The sequence below is a fragment of the Ochrobactrum sp. BTU1 genome (genome assembly GCA_018798825.1).
Classification (GTDB): Bacteria; Pseudomonadota; Alphaproteobacteria; order Rhizobiales; family Rhizobiaceae; genus Brucella.
On the sequence record CP076355.1, the window covers coordinates 187,355 to 199,729 of the forward strand.

A 12,375-nucleotide genomic window follows, 5' to 3' on the forward strand; every position below is an offset into this window, starting at 1 on the left:
CGAGCTAAGGCCGGTCGCAAATAGCTGATTTCTACATAATCGTCATTTCCAAAAGTTTCCCGAAAGTTTCTTATGTCTGTTTATCAACTTAAGTCCCGTTTCCAGAACTTGTTGAGACCTCTTGTCGTGCAGCTTGCGGCAAAAGGTGTGACGGCCAATCAGGTCACGATTGCAGCTGCACTGGCTTCAATTGTTCTTGGTGCTTTTCTTGGGCTGAACGGGAATGCGATCTGGTTTGCGCTGCTGCCGGTCTGGCTTTTTCTGCGCATGGCGCTCAATGCTGTTGATGGCATGCTGGCACGCGAACATGGTCAGAAATCCATGCTGGGTGCCTACCTCAACGAGATCGGCGATGTAATTTCCGACGCGGCGCTCTATGCGCCTTTTGCGATCATCGCGCCGTTCTCGGCGCTGTGGATTTTCGCGATTATCTTTATTGCCACGCTGACCGAGTTTGTCGGCGTGACGGCAGCCTCGCTCGGATCAAGCCGCCGTTATGACGGTCCAATGGGCAAGAGCGACCGCGCCGTGGTCTTTGGTGTGCTTGGTGCGTGGGTCGCCATTGATGGCGTTTTGCCACAATGGATGTTCTGGTTGCAGCCTGTGCTGTGCGCGCTTTTGATCCTCACTGTCGTCAAGCGCATCCGCAACGGAATAGCGGAAGCCCCGAACGCATAGCGTGGGGCTTCTTCTGTCTTGAGAACTATTCGCTTTTAGTTTGCAGAAACAAAAGCCGACATGCTGGTAATCAGCAGCATTCCGACAGTTGCGCCTGCGTCCTGAAGACCGATGGTCTTTTCCTGAAAAGCTGCGGCCTTGCCATGCTGAGCAACCATCGTTTTAGTCGCTTCAAGAGCATCTTCAGCAGCTTTGGCGGCGGCTGCAAGCGCATCTGCCAGCGAGGCACCCGCTGAGGCTTGTGCTTCAAGCGTTACGGCGATTGGATCAAGCACATCGAGAAGCGTCTTGTCGCCAACCTTTGCCTTGCCGCGCTCGGCAATACCATCACGATATGCGCGCCAGAAAGCGGCAATCTCTGCGGTTCCCAGCTCGTCGATACCATCACAGACCTTGCTTGCACGCAGGAAGCCGGTTGCGGTCAGCGTGCCCATGGTTGATGGCGCGACGCGTGCCATGGTGGCGCCAGCTGTGCGCAGAAGCTTGTCGATGCCTGCAGCTTCACCTTCAGCATGGGCAGTTTCTGAAGCTGCTGCAAAGGCCTTGCTCATGGTGATGCCGAGATCGCTATCGCCAACTTTGCCGTCCAGCGCGATAAGGAATTCGCGCTGTTCTGCAAAAAGCTGCTTCCAGCTGTCGAAGAGATTGATCAGATCAGATGCTGTAATGACGTTCATAATCTGACCTCAGCCCGCAAAATGCTTGAAGAACGGGGTGTTTGCGGAGGCGGCAACCAGTGGCTCCAGTTCTTCATCAAGATGCAGCACGGAAACTGACGCGCCAGCCATTTCCATGGACGTGGCAAACTCGCCGATCCAGACATGCTTGACCTTGACGCCACGCTCGTCAAACAGCTGCGAAACGCGTCGGAACATGATGTAAAGCTCTTCAAGCGGCGTGCCGCCAAGACCATTGACCAGCACAGCTACTTCGTCGCCGTTGGCATAGGCCTGCTCGGCGAAAATACGTCCCATCAGCTCGTCGATGACTGCATCCGCGCTGGCAAGCTTCTTGCGGCTGATGCCGGGTTCGCCATGGATGCCCATGCCGATTTCCATTTCATCTTCGCCGATGGAGAAGGTGGCGTGACCGATTTCCGGTACCACGCAGCTCGAAAGAGCAACGCCCATGGTGCGGGTGCGCAGGCGTGCCTTATCAGCAAGACGTGTCACTTCATCTAGCGACAGACCGTTGGCTGCTGCTGCACCGGCTGCTTTGTAGACAAAGAAGATACCGGCGACGCCGCGACGCTTATGTTCTTCACCGACAACTGAGGACGCCACATCATCATTGCCGACAACCTGTTTGACGGCGATGCCATCGAGATCGGCAAGTTCTGCAGCCATATCGAAATTGATGATGTCGCCGCTATAGTTACCATAGATGTAGAGCACGCCTGCGCCCTGATCGATGGCCTTGGTGACCTGATACATCTGCTCCGAGCTTGGCGACTGGAAGACGCCGCCGACAGCTGCGCCATCGATCATGCCTTCGCCGATATAGCCGAGGAACAACGGCAGGTGGCCGGAGCCGCCGCCTGTTGCAATGCCTACCTTGCCGGATTTGGTATTGGCTGTGACCATGCAACGCTTGTCATTATCGACAAAGGTAAGCTCGGGATGTGCCCGATAGATGCCTTCGAGCATCTCATCCACGAAATTGACGGGATCGTTCAGGAATTTCTTCATGATTTCCTCTTGAGAGTATCGGGTTATTTCTTGCGTTGGCGGGTGACGAAGAAGGCGGCGGCCAGCAGGATGAAGCAGCCTACGACGAGACGCTGCCATGTGCTGGGGATGCCGACGAGCACCAGAACACTGTTGATGACGGTGATGAGCAGCACACCGAGAAGGGTGCCGAAGACGGTGCCGGTGCCGCCGGTGATGCGTGCACCACCGAGAACCACAGCGGCGATAACCGCAATTTCTGTGCCAACAAAGTCGAAAGGGCTCGACTGGCGATTGGCGCAGACATGGATGATACCTGCAAGTCCGGCCAGACCACCTGCATAGCCGAACAGGAAGATATGGATGGTGCGCAGATTATAGCCGAGGCGGCTTGCGATCTGGCTGTTACCACCCATCGCAAAAATCGCGCGGCCCATTAAAGTGCGGTTCAATATCCACCAGGTCAGGATTGCAGCCGCAGGCAGCACCAGAAAATAGAATGGCATGGTGATGGTTGCACCGGTTGCCGATTCAAACTGGAACAGCGGAAGGCGACCGAAAGCCCCCATTGTCGGCGGCAGCGACATAATCCAGACCGTGCCGACAAAAGCCAGCAGGAAGCCGCGGAAGAGATACTGCGTGCCGATGGTGACGATCAATGACGGCACATTGAGGTAATGCACCAGCAGACCGTTGAGAACACCGAGGAAAATACCGCCAGCAATCGCCATCAGAATGATGAAGATGATCGGCAGTTCCGGCATATAGGACTGCACAAGAAGCGTCAGCGAATAGACTGTGGTGGCGGCAATTGCCGTAAAGGAAACATCAATTCCACCAGCGGCGAGAATGATGAAGACGCCAAGCGCAAACAGGCCCATCACCACACTGGCCCGGCCAATATCGATCAATGTCGAGGCTTGCAGGAATGCAGGGTTGATGATCGAGACAATCGTGCAGATTGCCACGAGCAGGAAGAAAGTGATCGATTCCGGGCGCCTGCGAATGAAATCACCTAACTTGAAGGATTGGCCTCGACCCAGATCCTGTTGATACTGCGACGCACTCATTAGGCAACTTCCTTCTGCGACGACATCATGGCTTGATAGAGCTGATCTTCGGTGGCCTGTGCAGCATCCAGTTCTGCGACGATGCTCCCTGAGTTCATAACGAGAATGCGGTCGGCATTCTGCAGAAGCTCCGGCAGATCATCGCTGACGATGATGAGGCCCATGCCAGCTTCGGCCAGCGCCTGAATTGCGCGGTAAATTGTGTCTTTTGATCCGACATCGACGCCAACGGTCGGGCCGTGCAGCACCAGAAGCTTGGGGGCAATGCTCAGCCAGCGACCGATCAAAACGCGCTGCTGATTGCCGCCCGAAAGCGCACCAACAGGCAGGTCCAGATTGGTTGTGTTAAGCCGCATCTCTTTCATCAGCGAGGCGGCGATGTTGCGGCCCTGTTTCTGGTTGACCATGCCAAGGCTGTTGCAGATCTTCCGGAAGATCAGTGCGATCTCGTTTTGGAAGATCGACTTGTCGAGGAAAAGGCCTTCTGCAAGCCGGTCTTCCGGCACATAGCCTATGCCGCGCTCAATGGCTTCCGCAGGGCTTTTAACCTCGCTTACAGTCCCTTCGAGGCGGATTGAACCGGAATGCGCAGGCACAACGCCGGTGATTGCCATCGCAAGCTCGTTGCGGCCGGAATCTGCAAGGCCGGTGATGCCGAGGATTTCGCCTTTGCGTAAGCGAAAACCTATGTCCTCGAAGCCCGATGCGGTAAGGCCGTCGAGTTTAAGCAGTTCGGCATCGCCGGGCTGTGCCGTGCGATAACGTTCGGCATCGATTTCCCGGCCGATCATCAGCTCGGAAAGCTGCTTCTTGGTGTAGTTTTCGATTGGGCCTTGTGCCACGCACTGGCCATCGCGGAAGACAACCGCATTGCCGCCGATGCGATAGCATTCATCGAGTTTGTGGGTCACGAAAAGCACTGCGACGCGGTCAGCACGCAGGCGTTCAACAACTTCAATCAGATTGTCCACTTCGCGACGGGTCAGCGATGTGGTCGGCTCATCCATGATGACAAGCTTGGCGCGCGTTGCAATTGCGCGCGAAATGGCAACCAGCTGGCGCATGGCGAGCGGCAGCTCGGAAACGATTGTGTTCAGAAAGGCTTTGTCGGTTGGCAGGCCAACCGTGCTCAATGCCCGTTCTGCAGTCTCGCGAAGCTGAGAAAGCTTTACGCTGCGGAACAGTCGGCCATTGCCTTCAACGAGCTGCTCATTCAGCGCTACGTTTTCAGCGACGGTCAAATTGGGAATAAGCGACAGATCCTGATAGACGGTCTCGATCCCGGCTGCCAGCGACTGGATTGGGTTCAGCGAGGCATATGTTTTGCCATCGAGAATGATCTCGCCTTCGCTGGGTGCGTGTGCGCCGGACATGATCTTGATGACTGTGCTCTTGCCGCAGCCATTTTCACCCAACAGGTGGTAGGCCTGACCAAGATCGATTGTCAGGTCGATGCCGCGCAGCGCATGAACGCCACCAAACCGCTTATGAATGTTGCGCAGTTCGAGAAAGCGATCCGGCGACCGGTCGTTGCTCGTCCCATTCGTCGTTGTAGTTGACACGTTAAATTCCTTTATCGCCGCACCGCTCGCCAAAATGACTGGGCTGGCTGTAGGATCGACCGACGGTAATTATCGGGCGCTAATGTCTTGTTTTATGGCTGTTTTGTTGGTCCAGGCACCCGGATGCAGCGGGGGCTGCATCCGGGTTTTTGAAACCATCGCGCGAGGCTGAACGATGTCCGAACACGATGGTCAGGCTACCTGTGCGTAACGCCTAGAACAGGTGTTCCTTGTAGGTCGCCTTGTCCGCAATCACCATGCCGTTGCCGATCACGAGAAGGCCTTCGCCTGCCCCCTTCTTCACGCGAACGCTGTTATAGCCTTCAACGCCAAGATCGGTGCCGTCCTTGACTTCCTTCTTTTCAAGGAACAGACGGGCGAGCGCATTCATCGCCATGCCAGCCTTCTGCGGATCCCAGAAGCCGATTGCTGTGATCGCACCGGATTCAAGCAGATCAGCCGAAGGGTTTGGCAGGCCGGTGCCAACCAGGCAGACCTTGCCGCTCAGGCCAGCTTCATCGATAGCGCGGCCAACGCCGAGAACGTCGTTACCGGCAGAGGTCTGGAAGCCCTTCAGGTCAGGATGCTTGCGCAGGATTTCCTTGGCCTTTTCATAGGTGCCGTTGGCGTCGTCGAAGGATTCGTTGTTCGGATCGACGAGCTGCATGTCAGCGTACTTCTTGGCGTTTTCTTCCGCTGCGCCAACCCACTGCATGTGCGTGCGGCTGCCGAGCGAGCCAACGAAAGTCGTCCACTTGCCACTCTTGCCCATGCATTCTGCCAGACGCTCGTTGAGCGCTGTGCCGTAATCGGCATTATCGAAGGCTTCGACATCGGCCATGGTGTTGACCTGGTTGTCGGCTTCATGGGTTACAACGACGATGCCGCGTTCCATGGCGCGCTTGAAGGTGCCTTCCAGAACAGCTGGATCCATAGGAACGACTGCAAGCGCATTGACGCCCTTGGCAACGAGGTCCTGAACGATCTGGAGCTGCTGTGCTGCGTCAGACGTTGCAGGCCCGCTCTGCGTTGCAACCACATCAGGATTTGCCTTCTGATAGGCTTCAACGCCGGTGTTCATGCGGTCGAACCAAGGAATACCGCTGATCTTGACGACAGTTGCGATAACTGGCTTTTCCTGTGCGACGAGCGTGCCCGCGCTGCCCGCGACAATTGCTGCGCCAATGACAGTGCCGGCGAGCAGTTTTTTCGTTACTGATTTCATGATTTCCTCCACGCTAACATTCCCCCAATGTCTATGGTCGGGTGCCTGAGGGTTGAGCACCGATATTTCCCTTTTGGCGATTGCCGAGGGTAAAGAATCCCGCGATGTCGTATTTTCCGACTGCGAGGAAGGCGAGCAGCAGCAGGCCCCAAGCGAAGTCGCGGACAAAATTGGAAAGACCGCCGAAGTTAAGCAGGCTGGACATGAGCTGCAGGGCCACTGCGCTCAGGACCACGCAGATCACGCGGCCATAGCCACCTTCAGGCTTCACACCAGCCATGACGGCAATCAGAATTGCGACCAGAAGGTAAGAACTGCCATAATCGAACTTCACGTTGACGTTGCGTGCCGCGATGATGATGCCCGCAATCCCGGCCAGCAGGCCGCTGGTTGCATAGGTGGCAACGAGTACGCCGTTGCGCGGAAAACCTGCAAAAACAGCGGCTTTCGGATTGGTTCCCATCAGCATTAGCCAATAACCGTAGGGCGTAAAGCGCACCACAGCAGCAATCAACAACGCGACTGCGATAAAGATCAGGAAGCTGATCGGAACGGCCATAAACATGTCGTTGCCGATGCGCGACAGGAGATCCGGGCTGCCAACCATGACGGCACGGCCACCGGACACGACAACCGCAAGCCCCGTAAACGCCATCTGCGTGCCGAGCGTGCAAAGGATTGGCGTGATATTGAAGCGCGCAATCAGCACACCGTTGATGATACCGCCTGCAAGGCCGATCACCAGTGCCAGTCCGATGAAAGCTAGGCTAAAACCAAGCTGGTTTTCGGCGCTGGAAAAGAACATCGAAACGATAACTGCGGAAAGCACGCCCGCCAGATTGGCCAAAGCGATACCTGAAAGATCAATCCCGCCATTGCCAGCGCACATTGCCAGCATCACGCCGATTGCCAACAGCCCGATTTCAGGCACCTGGCCTGCCATCGACTGCAGATTGAACAGGGATAGGAAAGATCCACCCGAAATATACGCGCCAAGCGCGAGCAGTCCGAGATTGATGACAACTAGCATAGCAAGCTGATTGCTTGTCTTCTGCATGGTCTCCTCCTACCATGTTTAGTAAACAAAACTGTTATTCACTAAATAAATGACCAAGAGGTTAGGGCTTGTCAAGCGCAATATCAGGGAATTATGGTTGCCTAACAGGGGGAATTACCCTAATCGTTTTAAACAGCAGTGGTTCTGTTTACTAAACTACAACGCAGTTCCCCCATCAAAGTCGAAGTTCCGCTTGGAAAATATGAAAAAGAAAAAGTCTTTTACGATCAGAGATATTGCCGAAAATGCGGGTGTTTCTCCCGCTACAGTGTCCCTCGTTCTGAACGGCAAAGGCGAAATTTCGGGAGAGACAAGAGCCCGCGTGCTTGAGTCGGTTTCCCGGCTCAATTATGTGCCGCGCGCAGCTAAAACTGGATCTGGTGGCGGTGAGACAATCCGCTTTCTGAAGATCGCCAAGCATGGCGAGACGGTAAATCGCGACCACAGCGTATTTGTCTCCGACTATATCGACGGCATGTCGTCTGAGGCTACGCGCCGCAATTACACGCTTGAAGTGGTAAGCTTTGAAGGACAACCGATCAGTGCGGTGGCAGAATCGCTGGCCGGTGCGCCGGTGCGCGGTGTGATTGCTCTGGGAACCGAGCTTTCGGCAGCAGATATCCACATGATACAGGGGCTTGGCCTGCCAACTGTGTTTATCGACACGTTTTATGAGGTCATCGAAGCCAACTTCGTAGACATGAACAATGAGGATGCAGTCTTCAAAGTTCTTTCACGCTTCAAACAGCTTGGTTTTTCGCGCATCGGCTTTGTCGCAAGTCATACAGAAACGACGAATTTCCGCCTTCGGCGCGATGCGTTTTTCAAGAATATGCAGCGTCTGGACCTAACCGTTCAGGAACACGACATTCTTTCGGTTGAATCAACCTATGAGGGTGCGCATCGAGATACTTGCGCAATGCTGCATTCGGGTCTTGATCTGGCTGAGTGCTATTTCTGCACCAATGATATCATCGCCTATGGCTTCATCCGGGCGTTGAAAGGCAAGGGCCTTCGTATTCCTGATGATGTTTCGGTGATTGGTTTTGATAATCTGCCGCAAAGTGCGACCATGGAGCCGGGGCTGACGACGGTCGAAGTATCCAAGCGCAAGATCGGCAATCTCGCCGTAACCATTCTCGATGATCTCATCAATACCGCTGAATCGCAGCCACCAGTGAAAATTCTGGTCGGTGCAAGTCTCGTCATCAGATCAAGCGATGCTGGTGTTGCGGCTAAATCTGCTGCACCAAAGACCGGCGCTTTTACCAGCTAATCCCATACAAAAGAGCATGAATTTTGATAGGCGGCAGGCGGAAGCTTGTCGCCTATTTTGCATGTCTTCGCCTCCCTAGCCCTCTTCCTGAGCGATCCGCTTTTCTGCGGCTCTGTCGGGTAAGTTGTGCGGATGGCTATCCACACCCCCCAAATAGGCAGACAATTACTCTTGTAATTTTAATTATACATCTGTATTCAGAATGAGAGTTCGCTATGGGCTGGAGGCAGAGGAGCCTTCCCGGGTGATCTTTCAAGCAGTCAGGCGGGAGGAAGTTTCGTCTGATTTCCAAGGGAGGAATTAATGAATAAGCTTGCTATGCTGGCGGCTGTTGCTGCCTTTTCGTTGCCTGTTGCTGCTATGGCGCAGGACGGTCCTGGTACTGTTAAAAAAGACAGCTATCGTTTTGTCATCGTGCCAAAGGTTGTGCATCCGTGGTTTGACAAGGTGAATGAAGGCGCACAGCAGGCCGCTGCTGCGCTCAAGGCACAGACTGGCGCAAATGTTGAAATCGTTTACTCGGCACCACAGAGTGCAGACGTTGTTCAGCAGAATCAGATTATCGACAGCGCGCTTGCCACCCGCCCGGATGGTCTTGCGCTCGATCTGCTCGATCCGTCGGGCAATCGTGCGTCGCTCGAAGAAGCACAGGGACAGAAGATTCCTCTCGTGCTGTTTGACTCCGTGCCGCCTGAAGGCATGACCATCACGCACATCGGTTCAGATTTCTGCGAGCAGGCCAAAATTGCTGCCCGTCGTCTGGTCGAAGTGCTGGGTGGTGAAGGCGAAGTCGCAATCATGATGGGCGTGCCTACCGCACCAAACCATTCGATCCGCGCCGATTGCCATCGCGAAGTGTTCAAAGAACACCCGGGTATCAAGGTTGTTGCTGAAGGCATCGACAATGACAGCATCGAAATCGCACAGCAGCAGGCAGCCGCCATCATGCAGGCCAATCCAAACCTGAAGGGCTGGGTTGCTTCGGATGCGGCTGGTCCGATCGGTATCGGTCAGGCTATTGTTGAAGCCGGCAAGCAGGGCAAGGTCACGCTGGTCGGCCTCGACAATCTGCCGGAAATGCTCGACATGATCCGCAATGGCGTGGCTGACAGCTCATCCGCATCGCAACCTGAATTGCAGGGTTACTGGTCGGTGATGACGCTCTGGGCACAGGCAACCGGCGCTCCGGTTCCTGGCTATATCGACACCGGCAATGCTTTCCTTACAAAGGAAAACGTAGGCAACTGATCCGTTCTGGTCTTGTTGCAGGAGCACGGGTTCTCCCGTGCTCCATTCTTTCCTGTCCTATCGGCTTTGACCAGCGGCTTGCCGGACATACCGATAGTTTTCCAAGGTGTCCATCATGGCTTATCTTGAAACAAGCGGATTAGGCCGGGACTTTCCGGGCGTAACCGCGCTGGATGGTGTTGACCTGAAAATCGAGCTGGGTCGCACGCATATTCTTGCTGGCGAAAACGGCGCCGGCAAATCCACACTCGTAAAAATTCTGACCGGAACCGACAGCGCTTCGCGCGGTCAGGTACTGATTGATGGTCGCGATCCGGTTGCCGATTCTGCGCTTTATAAAAACGTCGCCTATGTTCCACAGGAGCTGACGCTGTTCCCGCAGATGAGCGTGGCTGAAAACCTGTTCATGCCATTCAGCCGAACCGGCCATGGCGGCTTTCTCGTCAACCGCAAGGCGTTGATGGAAGAGGCAAAATCCTATCTCGACCGTTTCGGCATAGAAGCGCAGCCGGATGACCTGGTTGCCAATATTTCTGTGTCCGATCAGCAGCTTCTGCAAATTGCGCGTGCCTGCACCAATGAGCAGATGAAGGTGCTGATCCTTGATGAGCCGACATCTTCGCTGACGCGCGTTGAAGTCGAGCGTGTCTTCAAGGTTATTCGTGGCCTGCTTGATCGCGATCATGCGATTGTTTTCATCAGTCACAAGATGGAAGAAGTCTTCCAGATTGGGGATGATTATACTGTTCTTCGCAATGGCACGAAGATTGAAAGCGGTCATATCAAGGACGTCACCGAAGCCGATCTGATCCGCGCCATGTCTGGGCGTGATCTTTCTTTCGATGAGCATTTCCGCCCGTTAAAGCCTACCACTGAAACCATCATGGAAGTGCGCGGACTGTCCGGTTCGCGCTTTGAAGACATCAGTTTTGATCTGCGCAAAGGCGAGATTCTCGGCTTTGCCGGCCTGGTAGGCGCTGGACGCTCCGAAGTGATGCAGACGATCTTTGGCTTTTTGAAAGCCAAATCGGGCCAGGTGAAGGTGGAGGGCGAGAGCTGGGGACTGAATGATACCTCCCGCTCGGTTTCCGGCGGTATGCTCTATCTTTCGGAAGAACGCAAACATCACGGCATTCTGCCACTTCTGTCACTGCGTGAGAATATCGGCATTTCGGTATTGTCGCTGACCAGCGGCAAATTGGGTATCTCCGACCGCCGTGAACGCAATATCGTGCAAAAAATTATCGATGATTACGGTATCCGCACATCTGGCATGGGCAAGCGCATCTCGCAGCTTTCGGGCGGCAATCAGCAGAAGGCGATTATCGGTCGCGCCATGGCCACGCGTCCGCGCGTCCTCATTTTTGATGAGCCGACGAAGGGTATCGATATCCGGACCAAGTCCGAGATTTATCGCATCATGAAAAATCTCGCCGAAGAAGGCGTCGGTGTCATCCTCGTCTCCTCGGAACTCAACGAACTGCAGAAATGCGCAAGCCGTATCATCACCATGCATAACGGCCATATCACTGGTGAGTTCTCCACCACCGATACCAACAATGAAACACTCGTGGGCGCGATCTTTGGAACAGAGGTAAAAGCCGATGCAAACTAATCCCCTTTCCAATCTCATCCGCACGCCGCTGGCCGGTGTGTTTGCGGCGCTATTGGTGATCTTTGCCCTTTCGGCCATCCTGTCACCTTACTTTCTCACACCTTACAATCTGTCGGTTGTTGCGCGCGGTCTCGCTTTTGTCGGTCTCATCACCATCGCACAGTCGATGCTGATGGTGCTTGGCGAGCTGGATCTGTCGCTTGGCGTGATCGGTGGTCTTTGCGGCGTTGTTTCGGGCATTCTTATGGTTCGGATGGGTTTTGAGCCTTACTCAGCAATGTTGCTGGCAATACTGCTTGGCCTTTGCCTTGGTCTGTTCAACGGCTTCCTCGTCACGTTCCTCCGCCTGCATTCACTGGTGCTCACAATTGGTACGGCTGGCATCTTCGGCGGTGCCAATCTGGTGCTGACCCGCGGTGTTGCCATCACCGGCATTCCGCGTGATGTGCAATATCTCGGCCGTGGTGATTTGTTCGGCGTGCCAGTGCCGTTCATCATCATGTTTGTTGCACTGCTGCTGGCGACTTTCGTGATGCTGAAAACCCCGTTCGGTCGTTATATGTATGCCATCGGCAATAATCGTGATGGTGCTCGTATGCTGGGCATTCGCGTGGACCGTGTGCGTCTTATGGTGTTCGGTGTGGCCGGTGCAATTGCAGGTCTTGCAGGCGTGCTGATGGTTGCGCGTCTTGGAACGGCACAGCCGTCCATTGGCGACAGCTGGGTTCTCGCTCCGATTGCTGCATCCGTAATTGGTGGCGTTGCCACAACGGGCGGTATAGGCAGCCCGATTGGTGCGATCCTTGGTGCAGGTATCATCGCTATTATTGAAAACATTATCGTTCTGTTCGGTGTCTCCCCCTATTGGCAGGGCATTGTTTCAGGTGCAATCGTCGTGCTGGCAATCTCGTTCGATGCCATATCGCGTCGTTATCTGCGCCGGGATGCCAACTGATCTGACGACCTGACACGTTTTA

At 54.8% G+C, this 12,375-nt stretch carries 11 protein-coding genes; 5 read left to right on the forward strand and 6 right to left on the reverse strand.

Going from position 1 to position 12,375, the window contains the following annotated elements; genetic code table 11:
* Nucleotides 1-72: 72 nt before the first annotated feature.
* Entirely contained in the window at nt 73-678 is a 606-nt protein-coding gene (locus KMS41_12180) for a CDP-alcohol phosphatidyltransferase family protein (GenBank protein QWK79692.1), read from the forward strand.
* Between the two features lie 35 nt (nt 679-713).
* Here KMS41_12180 and KMS41_12185 read toward each other — a convergent pair whose 3' ends face one another.
* The 6 genes from KMS41_12185 to KMS41_12210 form a co-directional block, all read right to left on the reverse strand.
* Nucleotides 714-1,355 (reverse strand): dihydroxyacetone kinase subunit L, encoded by a 642-nt coding sequence (locus KMS41_12185; GenBank protein QWK79693.1) that lies wholly within the window; start codon nt 1,353-1,355, stop codon nt 714-716.
* A gap of 9 nt (nt 1,356-1,364) precedes the next feature.
* A complete protein-coding gene (gene dhaK, locus KMS41_12190) occupies nt 1,365-2,366 on the reverse strand; it encodes a dihydroxyacetone kinase subunit DhaK (protein QWK79694.1) in 1,002 nt (333 codons plus the stop codon).
* A 23-nt stretch (nt 2,367-2,389) separates the two neighbouring features.
* Nucleotides 2,390-3,415 (reverse strand): ABC transporter permease, encoded by a 1,026-nt coding sequence (locus KMS41_12195; protein ID QWK79695.1) that lies wholly within the window; start codon nt 3,413-3,415, stop codon nt 2,390-2,392.
* On the reverse strand, nt 3,415-4,977 hold the full coding sequence (locus KMS41_12200; GenBank protein QWK79696.1) for a sugar ABC transporter ATP-binding protein: 1,563 nt from the start codon (nt 4,975-4,977) through the stop codon (nt 3,415-3,417). The genes KMS41_12195 and KMS41_12200 overlap by 1 nt, the downstream gene beginning before the upstream one ends.
* Nucleotides 4,978-5,191: 214 nt before the next feature.
* A complete protein-coding gene (locus KMS41_12205) occupies nt 5,192-6,202 on the reverse strand; it encodes a substrate-binding domain-containing protein (GenBank protein QWK79697.1) in 1,011 nt (336 codons plus the stop codon).
* 31 nt (nt 6,203-6,233) lie between these two features.
* Nucleotides 6,234-7,259 carry an ABC transporter permease gene (locus KMS41_12210; GenBank protein QWK79698.1) on the reverse strand — a complete coding sequence of 342 codons (1,026 nt, stop codon included), beginning with the start codon at nt 7,257-7,259 and terminating at the stop codon, nt 6,234-6,236.
* 202 nt (nt 7,260-7,461) lie between these two features.
* On the opposite strand from KMS41_12210, the gene KMS41_12215 reads away from it, so the two are divergent.
* The 4 genes from KMS41_12215 to KMS41_12230 all read left to right on the forward strand — a co-directional run bounded on the left by KMS41_12215 (nt 7,462) and on the right by KMS41_12230 (nt 12,353).
* The gene (locus KMS41_12215; protein ID QWK79699.1) at nt 7,462-8,535 is read left to right on the forward strand and encodes a LacI family transcriptional regulator; all 1,074 of its coding nucleotides are present in this window, start codon (nt 7,462-7,464) and stop codon (nt 8,533-8,535) included.
* A 303-nt stretch (nt 8,536-8,838) separates the two neighbouring features.
* Nucleotides 8,839-9,783: a substrate-binding domain-containing protein gene (locus tag KMS41_12220; protein ID QWK79700.1), complete on the forward strand. Its 945-nt coding sequence runs from the start codon at nt 8,839-8,841 to the stop codon at nt 9,781-9,783.
* Nucleotides 9,784-9,898: 115 nt separating this feature from the next.
* A complete protein-coding gene (locus tag KMS41_12225; GenBank protein ID QWK79701.1) occupies nt 9,899-11,398 on the forward strand; it encodes a sugar ABC transporter ATP-binding protein in 1,500 nt (499 codons plus the stop codon).
* On the forward strand, nt 11,388-12,353 hold the full coding sequence (locus KMS41_12230; protein QWK79702.1) for an ABC transporter permease: 966 nt from the start codon (nt 11,388-11,390) through the stop codon (nt 12,351-12,353). The genes KMS41_12225 and KMS41_12230 overlap by 11 nt, the downstream gene beginning before the upstream one ends.
* Nucleotides 12,354-12,375 lie beyond the last annotated feature (22 nt).